At 68.2% G+C, this 17,480-nt stretch carries 18 protein-coding genes; 13 read left to right on the plus strand and 5 right to left on the minus strand.

The window, feature by feature from the left end:
- Positions 1 to 20: 20 nt before the first annotated feature.
- On the minus strand, positions 21 to 1,106 hold the full coding sequence (gene gtdA, locus ACZYRS_RS31200) for a gentisate 1,2-dioxygenase (protein WP_463422296.1): 1,086 nt from the start codon (positions 1,104 to 1,106) through the stop codon (positions 21 to 23).
- Positions 1,107 to 1,240: 134 nt separating this feature from the next.
- On the opposite strand from gtdA, the gene ACZYRS_RS31205 reads away from it, so the two are divergent.
- The 5 genes from ACZYRS_RS31205 (at position 1,241) to ACZYRS_RS31225 (ending at position 4,932) form a co-directional block, all read left to right on the plus strand.
- Positions 1,241 to 2,137, plus strand: coding sequence for a LysR family transcriptional regulator (locus ACZYRS_RS31205; RefSeq protein WP_463422297.1), 897 nt, complete (start codon positions 1,241 to 1,243; stop codon positions 2,135 to 2,137).
- Between the two features lie 99 nt (positions 2,138 to 2,236).
- Positions 2,237 to 2,686, plus strand: a complete 450-nt coding sequence (locus tag ACZYRS_RS31210) for an acyl-CoA thioesterase (RefSeq protein ID WP_042580045.1) — start codon at positions 2,237 to 2,239, stop codon at positions 2,684 to 2,686.
- 84 nt (positions 2,687 to 2,770) lie between these two features.
- Positions 2,771 to 3,253 carry a phasin family protein gene (locus tag ACZYRS_RS31215; protein ID WP_463422298.1) on the plus strand — a complete coding sequence of 161 codons (483 nt, stop codon included), beginning with the start codon at positions 2,771 to 2,773 and terminating at the stop codon, positions 3,251 to 3,253.
- 129 nt (positions 3,254 to 3,382) lie between these two features.
- Positions 3,383 to 4,081 (plus strand): TetR/AcrR family transcriptional regulator, encoded by a 699-nt coding sequence (locus ACZYRS_RS31220; RefSeq protein ID WP_198787044.1) that lies wholly within the window; start codon positions 3,383 to 3,385, stop codon positions 4,079 to 4,081.
- Positions 4,082 to 4,095: 14 nt separating this feature from the next.
- A complete protein-coding gene (locus ACZYRS_RS31225; RefSeq protein ID WP_198787043.1) occupies positions 4,096 to 4,932 on the plus strand; it encodes a tetratricopeptide repeat protein in 837 nt (278 codons plus the stop codon).
- A gap of 36 nt (positions 4,933 to 4,968) precedes the next feature.
- On the opposite strand, the gene ACZYRS_RS31230 is transcribed toward ACZYRS_RS31225, so the two are convergent.
- A complete protein-coding gene (locus ACZYRS_RS31230) occupies positions 4,969 to 5,859 on the minus strand; it encodes a dienelactone hydrolase family protein (RefSeq protein ID WP_198787042.1) in 891 nt (296 codons plus the stop codon).
- A 63-nt stretch (positions 5,860 to 5,922) separates the two neighbouring features.
- On the opposite strand from ACZYRS_RS31230, the gene ACZYRS_RS31235 reads away from it, so the two are divergent.
- Complete coding sequence (locus tag ACZYRS_RS31235; protein WP_198787041.1) at positions 5,923 to 6,180, plus strand: acyl-CoA-binding protein; 258 nt, start codon at positions 5,923 to 5,925, stop codon at positions 6,178 to 6,180.
- Between the two features lie 84 nt (positions 6,181 to 6,264).
- Here the strand turns inward: ACZYRS_RS31235 and ACZYRS_RS31240 are convergent, their stop codons facing one another.
- Complete coding sequence (locus ACZYRS_RS31240; RefSeq protein ID WP_198787040.1) at positions 6,265 to 7,512, minus strand: CaiB/BaiF CoA transferase family protein; 1,248 nt, start codon at positions 7,510 to 7,512, stop codon at positions 6,265 to 6,267.
- Between the two features lie 302 nt (positions 7,513 to 7,814).
- On the opposite strand from ACZYRS_RS31240, the gene ACZYRS_RS31245 reads away from it, so the two are divergent.
- The 7 genes from ACZYRS_RS31245 (at position 7,815) to ACZYRS_RS31275 (ending at position 16,041) form a co-directional block, all read left to right on the plus strand.
- Positions 7,815 to 8,705 (plus strand): helix-turn-helix domain-containing protein, encoded by an 891-nt coding sequence (locus ACZYRS_RS31245; RefSeq protein WP_198787039.1) that lies wholly within the window; start codon positions 7,815 to 7,817, stop codon positions 8,703 to 8,705.
- Positions 8,706 to 8,824: 119 nt separating this feature from the next.
- Entirely contained in the window at positions 8,825 to 9,745 is a 921-nt protein-coding gene (locus ACZYRS_RS31250; RefSeq protein ID WP_463422299.1) for an ABC transporter substrate-binding protein, read from the plus strand.
- A gap of 33 nt (positions 9,746 to 9,778) precedes the next feature.
- Entirely contained in the window at positions 9,779 to 11,287 is a 1,509-nt protein-coding gene (locus tag ACZYRS_RS31255; protein ID WP_463422300.1) for a sugar ABC transporter ATP-binding protein, read from the plus strand.
- Positions 11,284 to 12,264 carry an ABC transporter permease gene (locus tag ACZYRS_RS31260; protein ID WP_463422301.1) on the plus strand — a complete coding sequence of 327 codons (981 nt, stop codon included), beginning with the start codon at positions 11,284 to 11,286 and terminating at the stop codon, positions 12,262 to 12,264. The genes ACZYRS_RS31255 and ACZYRS_RS31260 overlap by 4 nt, the downstream gene beginning before the upstream one ends.
- A gap of 43 nt (positions 12,265 to 12,307) precedes the next feature.
- The gene (locus ACZYRS_RS31265; protein WP_463422302.1) at positions 12,308 to 13,465 is read left to right on the plus strand and encodes an alcohol dehydrogenase catalytic domain-containing protein; all 1,158 of its coding nucleotides are present in this window, start codon (positions 12,308 to 12,310) and stop codon (positions 13,463 to 13,465) included.
- Entirely contained in the window at positions 13,462 to 14,988 is a 1,527-nt protein-coding gene (locus ACZYRS_RS31270) for an FGGY-family carbohydrate kinase (RefSeq protein ID WP_463422303.1), read from the plus strand. Before ACZYRS_RS31265 ends, ACZYRS_RS31270 begins: the two co-directional genes overlap by 4 nt.
- Positions 14,989 to 15,303: 315 nt before the next feature.
- Positions 15,304 to 16,041 carry an SDR family oxidoreductase gene (locus ACZYRS_RS31275; RefSeq protein WP_463422304.1) on the plus strand — a complete coding sequence of 246 codons (738 nt, stop codon included), beginning with the start codon at positions 15,304 to 15,306 and terminating at the stop codon, positions 16,039 to 16,041.
- 10 nt (positions 16,042 to 16,051) lie between these two features.
- Here ACZYRS_RS31275 and ACZYRS_RS31280 read toward each other — a convergent pair whose 3' ends face one another.
- Together ACZYRS_RS31280 and ACZYRS_RS31285 are read right to left on the minus strand one after the other, a co-directional pair.
- Positions 16,052 to 16,366: a polyhydroxyalkanoic acid system family protein gene (locus ACZYRS_RS31280; RefSeq protein ID WP_463422305.1), complete on the minus strand. Its 315-nt coding sequence runs from the start codon at positions 16,364 to 16,366 to the stop codon at positions 16,052 to 16,054.
- Positions 16,359 to 17,480 (minus strand): aminopeptidase, encoded by a 1,122-nt coding sequence (locus ACZYRS_RS31285; protein WP_463422306.1) that lies wholly within the window; start codon positions 17,478 to 17,480, stop codon positions 16,359 to 16,361. Before ACZYRS_RS31285 ends, ACZYRS_RS31280 begins: the two co-directional genes overlap by 8 nt.

Raw genomic sequence — 17,480 nt, forward strand, 5'->3', positions numbered from 1 at the left:
GAATAGAGATCGGCCGCCGCTCAGGCGTCTTCTAAAAAGGCTTCGCGCAGGACGCCCATGGCCTGCTGCACGGGGCGGTCGGAGAAGCTGAAGAGCACCACGTCGGCGATGGGCGAGAGCAGCCGCAGCGGCGCCCACGACGGCACGACAAAGGTGTCGCGCGGGCCGAACTCGAAGCGCTGGCCCGCGATCTCGGCGATGCCGTGGCCTTCGACCACGCTGTAGACCGCGCCGTCGGTCGCGCGGTGCGTCTTGCCCGCGAAGCCCTTGGGCAGCAGCTGCAGGTTGGTCGAGATGGTCGGCATCGGCGAGCCGCCCGTCAGCGGGTTGATGTAGCGCAGCTTGTGGCCCAGCCACGCATCGGGCGCTTCCTGTTTCTGCAGCTGCGCGAGCGCCTCGCGGCTGCGCGCATACGGGTAGTTGAAGATCGGCGAGGTGGCCGACGTGTGGTCATGCCGCACCGGCACCATGTTGTGGCCGAAGCGCGCGAGGCTGTGGCCCTCGGGACGCGCGACGTGCTGCACCTTGGCGTCGTCGTTCTCGGCGAAGCCCGCGTCGAAGAAGCGCAGCATCGGGATGTCCAGCCCGTCGAGCCAGACCACCGGCTCGCTCACGCCCTCGATGCCTTCATTGCCGTGGTCATGCCAGGCCCACGAAGGCGTGATGATGAAGTCGCCCGGGTACATGGTGGTGCGCTCGCCGCCCACCGTGGTGTAGGCGCCCTTGCCATCGACGATGAAGCGCAGCGCCGACTGCACATGGCGGTGCGAAGGCGCCACCTCGCCCGGCATGATGAGCTGCAGCCCGGCGTAGATCGACTGCGTGATCGACGAGTTGCCCGGCAGCGCCGGGTTCTCCAGCACCAGCACGCGGCGCACGGCCTCCTCGGCGGTGATGAGCTCGGCCGATTCCATCAGCAGCGGGCGGATCTCGTCGTAGCGCCAGAGCGCGGGCACGCACGGCGTCTGCGGCTCGCGCGGCACCAGGGCGTGCAGCGATTCCCACAGCGGGGTGAGGTTCAGCGGGCGAATGCGGGCGTAGTAGTCGCGGCGTTCGGCGGCGTTGGCCGAGGCGCTCTTTGCGGGGCTCTGGGAAGCGGGGTTCATGCGTGGTTGTCTCCGTTCGCGGGCATTGTTGAGCCGCCCCACTATTTCCTCAAGACCGGTAGCCAATACACGGAATTCGGAAATTCGATAATGGTGCCTTTCGCCCTAAGCAAAGACCGCCGGAAAGACACACCATGTCCAAGCTCGATCTCGAATGGCTCGCCGTGTTCGACGAGGTCTACAAGACCGGCAACGTCTCCAAGGCGGCCGAGCGGCTGGGCATGGCGCAGGCTGCGGCCAGCACCGCGCTGAACAAGCTGCGCGTGCACTTCGACGATCGCCTCTTCACCCGCACCGCGCAGGGCATGCAGCCCACGCCGCATGCCGAGCGCATCTACCCGAACCTGCGCGAGGTGCTGGCCCAGCTGTCGCAGGCCCGGGGCAACCGCAGCAGCTTCGAGCCCGCGGAGGCGCAGCGGCGCTTTCGCATCTGCATGACCGACATCAGCGAGGTGGTGCTGCTGCCCGGCCTGCTGGACCACCTGCGGCACGTGGCGCCGGGTGTGCACATCGAGACCGAGATCATCTCCACCAACAGCGGCCGCCGCCTGCAGGACGGCGAGGTCGACCTGGCCGTGGGCTTCATGCCGCAGCTGGACGCGGGCTTCTACCAGCAGACGCTCTTCATGCAGAACTTCGTGTGCCTGGCCGCGCAGAACCACCCGCGCATCGGCGCCCGGCTCACGCGCAAGCGCTTCGAGGCGGAGGCGCATGCGGTGGTGTCCACGTCCGGCACGGGGCATGCCATCGTCGACACGACCATCGCGCGGCTGGGCCTGAAGCGCGACGTGGTGGTGCGGCTCTCCAGCTTCCTGAGCGTGGCGCGGATCGTGGCGCACACCGAACTGCTGGTGGTGGTGCCGCGCATCCTGGGCAAGGTGCTGGCCACGCAGGAGCCGGTGAAGCTTCTGGAGCTGCCCTTCGCGCTGCCGGACTACGCGGTCAAGCAGCACTGGCACGAGCGCTTCCACGCCGACCCGGGCAACGCGTGGCTGCGGCGCACGCTGGCCCAGCTCTTCAGCGGCAGCTGAGCGTGCACGTCCGGGCGACGGGCGGCGCGGCTGGCAGCGGGCGCCCGCTCGCATAATCGCGGCTCCCCACCACAGCCCATCCAACAAAGGCGGCGCCCCATGTCTTCGATCACCCTGCGTTTTCTGGCCGAGCCCAGCACCGTCAACTTCGGCGGCAAGGTCCACGGCGGCACGGTCATGAAGTGGATCGACGAGGCCGGCTACGCCTGCGCCACCAGCTGGGCCAAGCGCTACTGCGTCACCGCCTTCATCGGCAGCATCCGCTTTCACCGGCCGATCATGATCGGCGACCTCGTCGAGGTCGAAGCCCGCCTCGCCTACACCGGCACCACCAGCATGAACATCTCGGTGGAGGTGCGCAGTGGCGACATGAAGGGCGGCATGATGGAGAAGACCACCGAGTGCCTGATCGTCTTCGTCTCGGTCGACTCGCACGGCCGGCCGCTTCCGGTGGAAGCCTTCGTGCCCGGCACGCCCGGCGAAATGGCACTGGCCGAGCGCGCGAAGGCGCACCTGGACGCGAGCCGCGCGGCCGGCGCCACGCCCTGAGCCGCCCCAGGTAGAGGCGAAGCTCTAACGGGAGCGATGCCCAGCGGCTAGAGTCAGCCGATTGTTTTCACAGGAACAGCGCGCATGGCGACTCAAGACGACGACAGCAACAACAAGTCCTCCGACCGCATCAAGGACTCCGCACAACAGATCTGGCTCGCAGGCCTGGGCGCCTTCGCCAAGATGCAGCAGGAAGGCAGCAAGGCCTTCGAGGCGCTGGTCAAGGACGGCGCCGGCATGCAGAAGAAGACCCAGACCGCCGCCGAAGAAACCCTCGCCCAGGCCCAGCAGCGCATGGCCGGCTTCGCCAGCGAGTTCGGCACCAAGGCCGCGGGCCAGTGGGGCAAGCTGGAGAACATCTTCGAAGAGCGCGTGGCGCGCGCCCTCGAAAAGCTCGGCGCCCCATCGGCCGCCGACATGGCCGCGCTGCAGGCGCGCGTCGAGGCCCTCGAAGCGCAACTGAAGGGCAGCGCGAAGACGGCAGCGACCGCCCGCAAAACCACCGCACGCAAGACCGCGGCAGCGCCCGCCGCCAAGAAGACGCTGCGCCGCCCCAAGGCCGGCTGACCTGCCTCTCCCCAATTGCGGCGCTGCACAAAAAAGTCGGCGCCGCAAAACATGTCCCGCACCGTTCATGGTGCAGTGCACATACGCTAGAGTGTTCCCAAGACCAAGAGACACACCGGGGGCACCGACATGGCAAAGAAGGCGCCACGCCGCACAGCGCAACGCATCCTCGAAGCCGCATTGGACCTGTTCAACCGCTTCGGGGAACCGAACGTCTCGACCACGCTGATCGCGGGCGAGCTCAACATCAGCCCGGGCAATCTCTACTACCACTACCCCGCCAAGGAAGAGCTGATCAACAAGCTCTACCAGGGCTACGAGGCCGAGCTCAACGAGCTGCTGCATGCGAGCGAAGGCGTGCACGACGTGGAGGACGCGTGGTTCTTCATGCACACGCTCTTCGAGCTGATCTGGCGCTACCGCTTTCTCTACCGCGACCTGAACGACCTGCTGAGCAAGAACCGGCACCTGGAAACCCAGTTCCAGCTGGTGCTGAAAAACAAGGCACGCGCCATCCGCCAGCTCATCGCCGGCCTCGGCCGCGCCGGCCACCTGGACATCGACGCGCACGAGATCGATCCGCTGGCCCAGAGCATGGTCGTGGTGCTGACTTACTGGCTGAGCTACGAATACGTGCGCAACCCGCGCGAAGCGCTGGAGCCGGCGCATGCGCAAGGCGCGCTGATGCGCGGCGGCCACCACACCCTGCACCTGCTCGCCCCCTACCTGGGACGCGAACAACGGCGGCATCTGCTGACACTGAGCAATGCCTACAACGGCGAAGATGCCACGCACCACGTGGTTCCGACTGTCGACATGGCGGCCTAGGGCCTGTTCAACCCATGCCCCACCCCGATTTCAAACCGCTCTCGCTGATGTCCGCCGGCCCGGTCGCCGCCAACGCGGAACCGTGGAAGCCGCTCCCCTACCCCGACGTGCCGCGCTTCGACGCGCGCAGCGTGCTGCCGCACTGGACGCGCCTGCACGCCGGCCATCACCTGCCCCCGCCGGACGCCGATGCGCCGCTGGCCGAGGGTTGGGCGCTGTACCACAGCGGCGAATTCGAACGCGCCGCCGCCATCGGCCTCCTGCACGGCTCCGAAGGCCTGGTGCTGGCCAACCAGGCCACCGCCATCTATGCCAATTACGTCGAGCCGCGCGAGGGCGCCCGGCTCGCGCTGTTCCGCCAGGTGATCGAGCGCGCCGGCGCGCAGGTCGCCGCCGAGCCCGACAACTGCCAGGCGCTCTACTGGCAGGCCTACGCGCTGGGCCGCTACAGCCAGGGCATCAGCGTGGCGCGCGCGCTGGCGCAGGGACTGGGCAGCAAGCTCAAGGGCGCGCTGGAGCATGTGATCGCGCTGCAGCCGAACCACGCCGACGCGCACGTCGCGCTGGCCGCGTTCCACGCCGAGGTGATCGACAAAGTGGGCGCGCTGGTCGGGCGCATGACCTACGGGGTGCGCGCCGAGACCTCGGTGGAACTCTTCGAGCGCGGCCTCGCACTGCATCCGCATTCGGCCGCGGGAATGATGGAATACGCCCGCGCCCTCCTGATGCTGCACGGCGATTCGCGCATGGGCGAGGCCACGCAGCTCTACGAAAAGGCCGCGGCGCTCAAGCCCGCGGATGCGCGGGAGCGGCTGGACGTGGAGCTGGCGCGGGCGGGGCTGTCGGACTGACCTGCGCGCGCGTCAGCGCGTCAGCGCGTCACCGCATCACCGTCTCTGGCGCGTCACCCCGACCTGCTCCAGGAACGCCCGCACGCGCGGCTGCCACACTTCGGGATAGCGCGAAAACAGCGCATGCCCGTCCTCGCCGTACGGCGGGAACTGCGTGAACTCGCCCTTGCCGCCCGCATCCCTGAAGGCCTTGAACCACTCCTGCGGATAGGTCGGCCCGAAGTACTGGTCGTTCTCGGTGTAGATCCACAGCGTGGGCATATGCGCCGTCTTGCCGTACTGGCCGAACAGGCGCTCCATGGCCTCCGGCGAACACGGGCGCTGCGGCTGGGTCTTCGGATTGCCACCACCGCCGCCCGCGAAGTTGATGGCCGCCACCACGCCCGCGGGGTTCTGGGCGGCGGCCGCGATGGCGATGGTTCCGCCGAACGACTGCCCGAGGATGACCGCGCGCGCCGGATCGACATCGGGCCGCGCGCGCATCAGCTGCAGCACCCGCAGCGTCTGCGCCAGCCCCGCCTCGTAGGCCGGCCCGTAGCGCCTGGCGCCGCACTGGCCGCTGGCTTCGACGTCTTCGCCGCCGGTCACGCCGTAGCCGATGCGGGTCGGCACCGCGACCACGAAGCCCTGCGCCACGAAAAAGCGCGACGCCACTGAATAACGCGCGCGCCCCATGGCCGCGCGCTCCGCGGCCTGCGCCGCCCGGCCGTGGTTGAGCACCATCAGCGGGGCCGGTACCGGGTTCGCGTCGTCCGAGAACACCGTCACCCGGATGGACTGCTCGACGCGCTTGCCGTAGATGTCGCTGACCTGCACCGGCACGTCGAGCTGTTCCTCGCGCAGCGCGCCATGCGCGCCCGTGGCCGCCAGCAGCGGCAGCAGCACTTGAAGCAGCGCGGCACACCAGCGTATGGATGTCTTCTTCATGAATGTCCCTTGCGCTCGCGGTTATTAAGATTGCCGTTTCGACTCATCTTCTTCCCACCCGCCATGTCCGACCTCAACGCCCAATTCGAAGCCGCCCAGGCCAACTCCAAGCTCTTGGCCGAGCGCCCCGACAACCCGACGCTGCTGAAGATCTACGGCCTCTTCAAGCAGGCCACCGAAGGCGACAACACGGCCAAGAAGCCCAGTTTCAGCGACATCGTCGCGCGTGCCAAGTGGGATGCGTGGACCGCCCAGAAGGGCGCGAGCGCCGATGAGGCGAAGCAGAAGTACATCGACCTCATCGAATCCCTGCGCGCCTGACCCCGCGCCAGGAACCGTTCGGGCTGAGCTTGTCGAAGCCCTGCGCGACGCGTCGACAAGCTCAGCGCGAACGGATTTGCCTTTTCAACCCACGATCCCGCGCGCGTGCAGCGCGGCGATCTGCCCGGCGCTCAGGCCGATCTCCCTCAACACCGCATCCGTGTCCGCGCCCAGCGCCGGCGCGTTGTGCCGGTGGCTCGCCGGCGTGAGGGAGAGCTTGGGCACGAAGCCGGGCACCGCGAGCGCGCTGCCGTCGGGCATTTGCACCTGCTGCAGCATGCCGCGCGCGGCGTAGTGCGGATCGGCCGCGATGTCGGCGATGGTGTAGATGCGGCCGGCCGGCACATGCGCGGCGTCGAGGGCGGCGAGCACCTCGTCCACGGTGCGCGCGGCCGCCCAGTCGCCGATGGCGGCATCGAGCATCTCCACCTGGGCCACGCGGCCCGCGTTGCCCACCAGCGCGGGATCGGCGGCCAGGTCAGGGCGGCCGATGCATTCCATGAGCCGGCGGAAGATGCTGTCGCCGTTGCCCGCGACGATCGCGTAGCCGCCGTCCGCACAGCGGTACGCGTTGGTCGGTGCAATGCCGGGCAGTGCGCTGCCGGCCGCCTCCCGCACCGCGCCGAACGCGCCGTACTCGGGCAGGAGGCTTTCCATGCAGTTGAAGACCGCTTCGTAAAGCGCCACGTCGATCACCTGCCCCTTGCCCTTCGGATATTCGGCGCTCACCGTCGCGTGGCGGTGCTGCATCGCCATCAGCACGCCGATCACGCCGTGCAATGAGGCCAGCGTGTCACCGATCGACACGCCCACGCGCACCGGCACGCGGCCGGGCTCGCCCGTGAGGTGGCGCAGCCCGCCCATCGCCTCGGCCACCACGCCGAAGCCGGGGCGGTCGCGGTAGGGGCCGGTCTGGCCGTAGCCGCTGATGCGCAGCATCACGAGGCCGGGGTTGGCCGCCAGCAGCGCGTCGGGCCCGAGGCCCCAGCCTTCCATCGCGCCGGGGCGGAAGTTCTCGATCAGCACGTCGGCCTCGGCCACGAGCTGCCGCACGATGGCCTGCGCCTCGGGCTCGCGCAGGTCCAGCGCCAGCGAGCGCTTGTTGCGCGACTGCACCTGCCACCAGACCGAGGTGCCGTCCTTCAGCAGCCGCCAGGTGCGCAACGGATCCCCCGCGCCGGGCGGCTCGATCTTCACCACCTCGGCGCCGAAATCGGCCAGCGTGCGTGCGGCGAAAGGCCCGGCGATCAACTGGCCGAGCTCGACGACCTTGAGGCCGGCCAGCGGGCCCGCGGCGGTCGGCGCGGCCTGGGAAGAAGCGGTATTCGTCATGGCGCCAGAGTGTGCCGTGTCGCGGCGCGCGCTCCGCGGGGCGGGAAAACACCTATGAATTCTTGACGCCGCACATCCGGCACTTTCCGCACCGCAGCAATCGCTTGCCGGTTGCACCTCTCTCCCGAGGAGAAAGGCGCTTGCTGCACCGCAATGCCTTTGCCAACCCGCTGGCGCCAAGGTCAAAAAAGTATCAACTTCGGACCCCGAGTCTGGTTGTTGACGTCCTGGGCGATTCGTACAGTCCGCTCCACTGTCACGCGTCGCAATCACAACAAAGAGACAAGGAAAGGGACCCGCTCATGCAGCCTGATCTGGAAATCGTCGAAGTCCGCAGCGATGAATCGTTCACCGCCTGGGCGCACGGCTATCCGTACCGCACGGTGCGCTGGCACTTCCATCCCGAGTACGAGATCCAGCTGATCGTCGAAACCCGGGGCGTCTACTTCGTGGGCGACCACGTCGGCCACTTCGAGCCCGGCAACCTCGTGCTCATGGGCCCGGACCTGCCGCACAACTGGATCAGCGACGTGCCCGCGGGCCAGAGCGTGGAGCGGCGCGGCATCGTGATCCAGTTCCCGGCCGGCCTCGTGAAGAACATGGCGGCCACCTTCCCCGAATTCGAGCGCATCGCGCCGCTGCTGGCCGAGTCGGGCTCGGGCCTCCTGTTCTCCGCCGAGACGGCGCTCGCGGCCAAGCCGGTCATGGAGTCGCTGCTCCAGGCGCGGGGCCTGCGCCGCGTGATCCTGCTGCTCTCGCTGCTCGAACTGCTGGTCGACAGCCACGACCGCCAGCGGCTCGCGAGCCCCGCGTTCAAGCCCGACCCGAAGGCCTTCATGTCGCACGCCATCAACAACGTGCTCGCGCACATCTCGGCCAACCTGGGCGACGAGCTGCGCGAACCGATGCTGGCCGAGCTCGTGGGCCAGAGCCCGAGCGCGTTCTCGCGGTCGTTCCGAAAGCACACGGGCCAGTCGTTCGTGCGCTACGTGAACCGGCTGCGCATCAGCCGCGCCTGCGAGCTGCTCACCAACAGCGAGAAGCCGGTGCTGGACGTCTGCATGGACGTGGGCTTCAACAACGTCTCGAACTTCAACCGGCAGTTCCTCTTGCACAAGCGCATGCCGCCGACCAAGTTCCGCAACTTCCATCGCATGCAGGCCGCGGCCTCGCGCGCCGCCAATTCGCCGTAGCCGGCGTTCGGTTTTTCGTTCCCCGCGTCGTTACCGGCGCGGCGCATCGGGCGCCGCGCGGGGCACGCCTTTGCCCGCGCTTTTTCGACAGTCCACACGAACCCAAGGAGACCGCAACCATGAAGAACCTTCTCAACGCCACCGCCCTCACCGCCGCACTGCTGTGCGCCGCTACCGCCGCCCAGGCGCAGGCGCCCAAGCAGCCGCTGCGCATCGGCATGACCTTCCAGGAGCTGAACAACCCCTACTTCGTGACGATGAAGCAGGCGCTGGAAGAAGCCGCGGCCACCATCGGCGCGACGGTCGTCACCACCGACGCGCGCCACGACGTGGCCAAGCAGATCGGCGACGTGGAAGACATGATCCAGAAGAAGGTCGACATCCTTCTGCTGAACCCGACCGACTCCACCGGCGTGCAGTCGGCGGTGCGCTCGGCCAAGAAGGCGGGGCTCGTCGTGGTGGCGGTCGATGCGAATGCGCAGGGCCCGGTCGACTCCTTCGTCGGCTCCAAGAACACCGACGCGGGGCGCCTGGCCTGCGAATACCTCGCCAAGAGCATCGGCGAGAAGGGCGACGTGGCGATCCTCGACGGCATCCCCGTCGTGCCGATCCTGGAGCGCGTGAAGGGCTGCCGCGAGGCGCTCGCCAAGTACCCCGGCATCAAGGTGGTGAGCACGCAGAACGGCAAGCAGGAGCGCGCCACCGCACTCACCGTGACCGAGAACATCCTGCAGGCCAACAAGAACCTGAAGGGCATCTTCAGCGTGAACGACGGCGGCTCGATGGGCGCGCTCGCGGCCATCGAGGCGAGCGGCAAGGACGTGAAGCTCACCAGCGTGGACGGCGCGCCCGAAGCCATCAAGGCGATGCAGAAGCCCGGCTCCAAGTTCATCGCCACCACAGCGCAGTACCCGCGCGACCAGATCCGCCTGGCCATCGGCATCGCGCTCGCCAAGAAGTGGGGCGCCAACGTACCCGCCGCGGTGCCGGTGGACGTGAAGCTGATCGACGCCGAGGGCGCGAAGACCTTCACCTGGTAACGGCGCAACGGCACGACGGCTCAGGACCAGGCCATGAACTCCGCAGAAGAAATGCTCCGGCTGGAAGGCGTCTCCAAGCGCTTTCCGGGTGTGAAGGCACTCTCGGGCATCGACCTCTCGATCCGTAAGGGCGAGGTGCACGCGCTGCTCGGCGAGAACGGCGCGGGCAAGTCGACGCTGATGAAGATCCTCGGCGGCATCTACCAGGCCGACGAGGGCCGCATCTTCATCGAAGGCAGCGAGCGCAAGTTCGCGGGCTACAACGACGCGATCGCCGCGGGCATCGGCATCATCTTCCAGGAGTTCAGCCTCATCCCGTACCTGAACGCGGTGGAGAACATCTTTCTCGGCCGCTATGCGAAGAACCGCTTCGGGCTGATGGACAAGGCGGCGATGAAGCGCTCGGCGCAGCAGCTCTTCGACGAGCTGGGCGTGCAGATCGACCTGGGCGTGCCGATCTGCCGGCTCTCGGTGGCGCAGCAGCAGTTCGTGGAAATCGGCAAGGCGCTGTCGCTGAAGGCGCGCCTGCTGGTGCTCGACGAGCCGACCGCGACGCTCACGCCGAACGAGGCCGGGCATCTCTTCAGGATCATGCGCGAGCTGCGTGCCAAGGGCGTGGCGATGATCTTCATCTCGCACCACCTGGACGAGATCTTCGAGGTGTGCGACCGCATCAGCGTGCTGCGCGACGGCGCCAACGCGGGGCATGCGGACGTGGGCGCGACCGATGTGGATGCGCTCGTCGAGATGATGGTGGGCCGCCGGATCGCGCACAACTTTCCACCCAAGCCGCAGCCCGCGCCGCGCGGCCGCAAGGTGCTGGAAGTGCCCGAGATCCAGCTGGCCAAGGGCGGCCCCGTCAACAGCTTCGAGCTGCACGAAGGCGAGATCCTCGGCTTCGCGGGGCTCGTGGGGTCGGGCCGCACCGAGCTCGCGCTCGGAATGATGGGCGCCGACCGCGTGCACCGGAAAACGGTGCTGCGCAACGGCCAACCCGTGCGCCTGAACGACCCGACCGAGGCGCTCGCGAACGGCATCGGCCTCCTGCCCGAGAGCCGCAAGATCGAAGGGCTGATCACCGACTTCACGATCCGCTTCAACATCTCGATGAACAACCTGGGCAAGCACAAGAGCGCGGGGCTCGTGAGCCAGAAGTCCGAGAAGCAATCGGCCGGCGAGCTCGCCAGGCGCGTCGGCGTGAAGGCGCCGAGCATCGAGACGCGCGTGGCCACGCTCTCGGGCGGCAACCAGCAGAAGGTGGTGATCGCGCGCTGGCTCGGCCACGCGAGCGAGGTGCTGATCTTCGACGAGCCCACGCGCGGCATCGACGTCGGCGCCAAGGCCGAGATCTACAGCCTGATGCGCGAACTCACGCGCCAGGGCAAAGCCATCGTGATGATCTCGAGCGAGCTGCCCGAGATCGTCGGCATGTGCGACCGCGTCGCCGTGTTCTCGGGCGGGTCCATCGTGGCCACGCTCGAAGGCGACTCCATCAACTCGGGCGACATCATGCGCCACGCAACCACAGGGGGTTCGCAATGAATGCCACCGCCAGCCATCCCACGCCGCCGGCTCCCACCGGGGGATTCTTCACGCAGCTGCGCCGCTCGACGGCCTTTCTCCCCCTGGTGGGGCTGATCGCGATCTCGGTCTTCATGATCGTGGCGACCGACAACTTCCTCTCGTGGGGCAACCTGCAGAACATCGCGCTGCAGTCGTCGATCAACGCGATCATCGCGGTGGGCATGACGGCCGCGATCCTCACCGGCGGCATCGACCTCTCGGTGGGCGCGGTGGTGGCGCTGTCGGGCACGCTGGCCTCGGGAATGATGGTGCAGTTCGGGCTGCCGCCGATGCTCGCCGTGCCGCTCGGGCTCGCGGTGGGCGTGGTGATCGGCCTCTTCAACGGCTACTGCGTGGCGTACCTGCGCATGCCGCCGATCATCGTGACGCTGGCCACCATGGGCATCGCGCGCGGCATTGCGCTGATCTACACCGGCGGCTATCCGATCGACGGGCTGCCCGACTCCTTCGCCTTCCTCGGCGGCGGCGTGCTCGCGGGCATCAAGGTGCCGATCCTCATCATGCTGGCGACGTACCTCGTGGCGTATGTGCTGCTGAACATGGCGCCGTTCGGCCGCTACGTGTATGCCATCGGCGGCAACGAGGAAGCGACGCGCCTGTCCGGTGTGCGCGTGTCCCGCTACAAGCTGCTCGTGTATGCGCTGAGCGGCCTCACCGCGTCCATCGCCGGCATCGTGCAGGCGGCGCGCGTCACGAGCGGGCAGCCCGGCGTGGGCGTGGGCTTCGAGCTCGATGCGATCGCGGCGGTGGTGATGGGCGGCACGTCCATCGCCGGCGGACGCGGCGCGATCGTCGGCACGCTGGTCGGTGCGCTGCTGCTGGGCGTGCTGAACAACGGTCTCAACATGATCGGCGTGTCGCCGTACCTGCAACTGATCATCAAGGGCGGCATCGTGCTCCTTGCGATCTTCATCAGCCGCGAAGCCAAGCGCTGACCCACCCCACCTTCCCTTCACACCTCCTGATCACAAGGAACCCATGTCTTATCAAAAGCTCCAGCCCGGCGCCTCGGGCGCCATCGGCGCACTCTCCGCAGTGCAGGCCGCCATGCAGGCCGTCGTGTGCCACGGCCCCAAGGACTACCGGCTCGAAACCGTCGCCATGCCGGCCATCGGCCGCAACGAACTGCTGATCTCCATCGCCGCCTGCGGCATCTGCGCCTCCGACTGCAAGTGCCACTCGGGCGCGAAGATGTTCTGGGGCGGCGACGGCCAGCCCTCGTGGGTGAAGGCGCCCGTGATCCCGGGCCACGAGTTCTTCGGCTACGTCGAGGCACTCGGCGAAGGCGCCGCCGAGCACTTCGGCGTGGAGAAAGGCGACCGCGTGATCGCCGAGCAGATCGTGCCCTGCGGCAAGTGCCGCTTCTGCACCACCGGCAAGTACTGGATGTGCGAGGTGCACAACATCTTCGGCTTCCAGCGCATCGTGGCCGACGGCGGCATGGCCGACTACATGCGGCTGCCGCCCACGTCGCGCGTGCACAGGATTCCCGACGGCATCTCGCTGGAAGACGCGGCCATCATCGAGCCGCTCTCGTGCGCGATCCACACGGTGAACCGCGGCGACATCCAGTTCGATGATGTGGTGGTGATCGCAGGCGCCGGTCCGCTCGGCCTGATGATGGTGCAGGCCGCGGCCCTGAAGACGCCGAAGAAGCTGATCGTGATCGACCTCGTGCCCGAGCGCCTCGCCCTCGCAAAACAGTTCGGCGCCGACGTGACGATCAACCCCAAGACCGAGAACGCCGACGCCATCGTCAAGGGCCTCACCGAAGGCTACGGCTGCGACGTGTACATCGAGACCACCGGCGCGCCGATCGGCGTGACGCAGGGGCTGGAGATGATCCGCAAGCTCGGCCGCTTCGTCGAGTTCAGCGTGTTCGGCTCGGAGACCAGCGCCGACTGGTCGATCATCGGCGACCGCAAGGAGCTCGACGTGCGCGGCGCGCACCTGGGGCCGTACTGCTACCCGATCGCCATCGACCTGCTGGCGCGCGGGCTCGTCACGTCCAAGGGCATCGTCACGCACGACTTTCCGCTCACGGAGTGGGAGCGCGCGTTCGCGCTGGCCAATTCACTGGACTCGATCAAGGTGCTGCTCAAGCCGCAGCCTCAGCAGCGGAACGCGGCGCCATGAAATACGTCATCGGCGTCGACATCGGCACGCAGAGCACCAAGTGCCTGCTGGTCGGCATCGACGGCAAGGTGCATGCGCAGGCGAGCGCGGCCTACCAGCCCGAGACGCCGAAGCCGTTGTGGGCGCAGCAGGACTGCGCGGTGTGGTTCGACGCAGTCTGCGAGAGCGTGCGCGCCTGCGTGGCCAAGAGCGGCGTCGCGCCCGCGGACATCGCCGCGATGTGCGTGAGCAGCCTCTACGGCGGCGCGGGCATCCCGGTCGATGAGGCCATGCAGCCGCTGCACCCGTGCCTCATCTGGATGGACCGCCGCGCCACCGCCGAGGTCGATGCGGTGAACGCGACGCTCGATGTGGCGCGCTTGCAGGCGATCACCGGCAACGGCGTCGACAGCTACTACGGCTTCACCAAGATGCTGTGGATTCGCGAGCACCTGCCCGAGGTGTGGGCGAAGACGCGCTGGTTCCTGCCGCCCAACAGCTACATCAACTGGCGGTTGACCGGCGAGCTTGCGGTCGACCACAGCTCGGCCGGCAACATCGGCGGCGTGTACGACGCGGCGCAGCGCCGCTGGTCGTTCGAAGCGCTCGGCATGCTGGGCATACCGGCGCGCATGATGCCGCCGCGCCTGCTCGAATCGAGCGATGTCGTCGGCGGCCTCGGTGCCGAATGGGCAACGAAGCTCGGCCTCGCCGAAGGCATGCCGCTCATGGCCGGCGGCGTCGATGCGGCCGTGGCCACGTTCTGCGCGGGCGTGACCGGCAGCGGCGACCACGTCGCGATGATCGGCACCAGCATGTGCTGGGGCTTCGTGAGCCCGGCGGTGGACGCGCGCCACCGGCTCATCACGATGCCGCACGTCTACCGCGGCGCGGACCGCAGCTATGTGTTCGGCGGCGCGATCACCGCGGGCGCGGCCGTCACCTGGTTTCGCGAAGCCTTCTGCCAGGCCGAAGTGGCCGAGGCCGCGCGCACCGGCGAAGACGCGCACGCGCTGATCGAGCGCAAGGCCGTCGACGTGCCGCCCGGCGCGGAAGGCTTGGTCTTCCTGCCCTACCTGATGGGCGAGCGCAGCCCGATCTGGGACGCGCAGGCCAAGGGTGCGTTCATCGGCCTCTCGCTCGCGCACAGCCGCGCGCACCTTTATCGCGCCGTGCTCGAAGGCGTGAGCTTCGCGCTGCAGCACAACATCGAAGCGGGCCGGCAGAGCGGCCAGCCGCTGGACGACCGCCTCATCGTGGTCGGCGGCGCGGCGCATTCGGACCTCTGGATGCAGATCGTCGCGGACATCACCGGCTACCCGGTGTTCACCATCGAGGAAGAGGTCGAGGCGGCCCTCGGCGCGGCGATGCTCGCGGCGCTCGGCGCGGGGCTGGTCGATGCGGCGACTGCGGAGCGCGGCTGGGTCACGCTGGTGGAACGCGCGCGGCCCGAGCCCGCGGCGCAGGCGATCTACCGCGAGCGCTTCGACATCTACAAATCCCTCTACCCCGCATTGCGCGATGCGATGCATCGGCTGAAATGAAATTCGCTTCCTGAGTCGACCGCAGGTTCAGGGCGACGCCCACGCCGACGGGGTACCTTGCTCCGCGAATGTCCCCCGGGGCTTCGCCCCTCCTCCTTGATTTCGCTGCGCAAGGCACCCCATCGGCGTGCTCGTTTTTCGGAGCACTGGTTGATCGGCCAGCACCACGACAGCGCTCTGTGTGCGCAGGGCATCGGGTGCTCCCCGCAGCGAAATCAAGGAGGAGGCGAAGCCGGGGGACATTCGCGGAGGGGAGTACCCGGTGGCCTGTGCACTCACCCTGAACACATGCCTCTCCAAACAAGACAACAGACCATGACAACAACCTTCGATTTCTCCGCCCGACGTGCCCTCGTGACCGGCGCCAGCAGCGGCATCGGCCGCGCGGTAGCGGTGCAGCTCGCCCAGTCAGGCGCAGCGGTAACGGCAATCGGCCGCAACATCGCAGCGCTCGACGCCCTGCACGCAGAAGCAGGCTGCACGCCTCTCGTGGTCGACGTGGGCGACGCGGCTGCGTTGGAACGCGCGCTCGCACTTTTGCCAGCGTTCGACCTCGTGGTGAACTGCGCCGGCATCGCATTGCTCGAATCCGCGCTCGACCTGCAGGCCGAAAGCTTCGATGCCGTGATGGCCGTGAACGCGCGCGCCGCGGCACTGGTCGCTTCGCGCTGCGGCAAGGCGATGATCGCGGCCAGCGTGCGCGGCAGCATCGTCAACGTGTCGAGCCAGGCCGCGCTGGTCGCGCTCGATGCGCACCTTTGCTACTGCGCATCGAAGGCCGCGATGGATGCGATCACGCGCTCGCTGTGTCTCGAATTCGGGCCGCACGGCATTCGCGTGAACAGCGTGAACCCGACCGTGACGCTCACGCCGATGGCCGCGCAGGCGTGGGCCGATCCGGCCAAGAGCGCGGCGGCCTTGAGGAACATTCCGATGGGAAGGTTTGCAGAGGTCCAGGAGGTGGTCTCACCGATCCTCTTCCTGCTCTCCGATGGCGCGTCGATGGTCAGCGGCGCGGCGCTGCCGGTCGACGGGGGCTACACGATCGTCTGACCCCGATCGATCAGGCGAAGCGCGTGCCGCCGTTCGGCGAATCGAGCAGCGCGTCGAGGTTGCGCGAGATCTTCTGCTCGATCTGCTCGCTGAAGCTACTGAACAGGAAGCCCAGCGTGGCTTCGAGCTTGAAGGTGTCGGCGGTCACCTCGACCGTGCCGTCGATGCCGGAGCGGCTGAACTGGGCGACGTCGCAGGTCTTGCCTTCGGTGTAGGTGCACTCCAGGCCGTAGTCCTGCTCGACCTGCTGCACCCATTGGCGCGCGACTTCGCGGGCGCCGGCAATGCCCAGCGTGTGGTTTCTCTCGATATGGATGTCAGGCACCGTGATCTCCGTTGTTGTTGTCGCTGGAATGCGTTTGCAGGATGCCCGTGGCGGCCTGCAGGGCACTTCGGCGTTCTTCCATGGTCGGCAGCGCGGCGATGCGCCGCACCTCAGTGTAGAAGCGCGGCCAGTCGCCGCCCTCGTGCGCGAACAGCGCCTCGAAGGCCGGCACCAGGTCGTCGTAGGCGCCCTGCGCGCCGAAGGCCGCGTTGTTGGCACGCGCCACCCAGCCATCGTAGGCGCCCTGGCGCGGGCCGGGCCAGCCTTTCTTCAGCTCGGCATAGCGTGCGCGGAAGTCGGCCATCGCGGCTTTCTTCATCGTCTCGACCGCGGTCCAGTCCCTGGCCTTGGCCTCGGGCGACTCGTACACCAGCGTGAGCGCGCGGCGCGTATTGAGCGCGAGCGCGCGGAATTCCTGGCGCTGGCCGTCGAACTGCGCGTACTCGCGGCGCGCCGCCTCGCCGGCTTCTCGCTGCAGCCACACGCCGCCGCCGATGCGCTCGACCGCAGTGGCGTACGACTCGTTGAACACCGTATCGCCCGGCACGTAGAGCACCTGGTGCGCGAGCTCGTGGAACACGATGCGCGCGAGCTCGCCCTCGGGGTAGCCGATGAAGGTGGAGAGCAGCGGATCGCCGCCGGCCCAGTTCATCCAGCCGAGCGTGGAGTACGCGGGCACGGGGTACACGGCCACTTCGAGGTCGAGTGCGCGCTGCGCCTCGGCTTCGGCCTTGGCCGCATCCTCGCTGTAGTAGCCGCGGTAGCCCACGCAGCCGGCCACCGGGAAGCACCAGCTCTTGAGCGTGAGCGAATACGGCGGCGCGGCCACCACGTTCCACACGGCTGCGGGGCGGTGCAGGTCGGCATACGACTTGTAGCTCGCGTTGTCGGGCAGGCCGAGTTCGCTCGAGGCGAAGCGGCGGATGCGCTGCGTGAGTTCGAGCTTGGCCTTCAGCGGCGCCGAGGTGGCCGGGTCCGCGAGCCATTCGGGCACCGGCTTGGCGGCCTGCATGATGCCGATGTGGCCCCTGGCGGACTGCCAGTAGTAGCCCAGGTCCGCGCAGCCCGTGAGGAACAGGGCGCCGGCCAGCGTCAGTACGGGAAGCGCTCTCAC

The organism is Variovorax sp. AC194, from assembly GCF_979257995.1.

What these genes read in the sequence shown, in the direction of transcription:
- gtdA (WP_463422296.1), bottom strand. Translation starts at nt 1,106, where the DNA reads ATGAACCCCGCTTCCCAGAGCCCCGCAAAGAGCGCCTCGGCCAACGCC.
- ACZYRS_RS31205 (WP_463422297.1), top strand. Translation starts at nt 1,241, where the DNA reads ATGTCCAAGCTCGATCTCGAATGGCTCGCCGTGTTCGACGAGGTCTAC.
- ACZYRS_RS31210 (WP_042580045.1), top strand. Translation starts at nt 2,237, where the DNA reads ATGTCTTCGATCACCCTGCGTTTTCTGGCCGAGCCCAGCACCGTCAAC.
- ACZYRS_RS31215 (WP_463422298.1), top strand. Translation starts at nt 2,771, where the DNA reads ATGGCGACTCAAGACGACGACAGCAACAACAAGTCCTCCGACCGCATC.
- ACZYRS_RS31220 (WP_198787044.1), top strand. Translation starts at nt 3,383, where the DNA reads ATGGCAAAGAAGGCGCCACGCCGCACAGCGCAACGCATCCTCGAAGCC.
- ACZYRS_RS31225 (WP_198787043.1), top strand. Translation starts at nt 4,096, where the DNA reads ATGCCCCACCCCGATTTCAAACCGCTCTCGCTGATGTCCGCCGGCCCG.
- ACZYRS_RS31230 (WP_198787042.1), bottom strand. Translation starts at nt 5,859, where the DNA reads ATGAAGAAGACATCCATACGCTGGTGTGCCGCGCTGCTTCAAGTGCTG.
- ACZYRS_RS31235 (WP_198787041.1), top strand. Translation starts at nt 5,923, where the DNA reads ATGTCCGACCTCAACGCCCAATTCGAAGCCGCCCAGGCCAACTCCAAG.
- ACZYRS_RS31240 (WP_198787040.1), bottom strand. Translation starts at nt 7,512, where the DNA reads ATGACGAATACCGCTTCTTCCCAGGCCGCGCCGACCGCCGCGGGCCCG.
- ACZYRS_RS31245 (WP_198787039.1), top strand. Translation starts at nt 7,815, where the DNA reads ATGCAGCCTGATCTGGAAATCGTCGAAGTCCGCAGCGATGAATCGTTC.
- ACZYRS_RS31250 (WP_463422299.1), top strand. Translation starts at nt 8,825, where the DNA reads ATGAAGAACCTTCTCAACGCCACCGCCCTCACCGCCGCACTGCTGTGC.
- ACZYRS_RS31255 (WP_463422300.1), top strand. Translation starts at nt 9,779, where the DNA reads ATGAACTCCGCAGAAGAAATGCTCCGGCTGGAAGGCGTCTCCAAGCGC.
- ACZYRS_RS31260 (WP_463422301.1), top strand. Translation starts at nt 11,284, where the DNA reads ATGAATGCCACCGCCAGCCATCCCACGCCGCCGGCTCCCACCGGGGGA.
- ACZYRS_RS31265 (WP_463422302.1), top strand. Translation starts at nt 12,308, where the DNA reads ATGTCTTATCAAAAGCTCCAGCCCGGCGCCTCGGGCGCCATCGGCGCA.
- ACZYRS_RS31270 (WP_463422303.1), top strand. Translation starts at nt 13,462, where the DNA reads ATGAAATACGTCATCGGCGTCGACATCGGCACGCAGAGCACCAAGTGC.
- ACZYRS_RS31275 (WP_463422304.1), top strand. Translation starts at nt 15,304, where the DNA reads ATGACAACAACCTTCGATTTCTCCGCCCGACGTGCCCTCGTGACCGGC.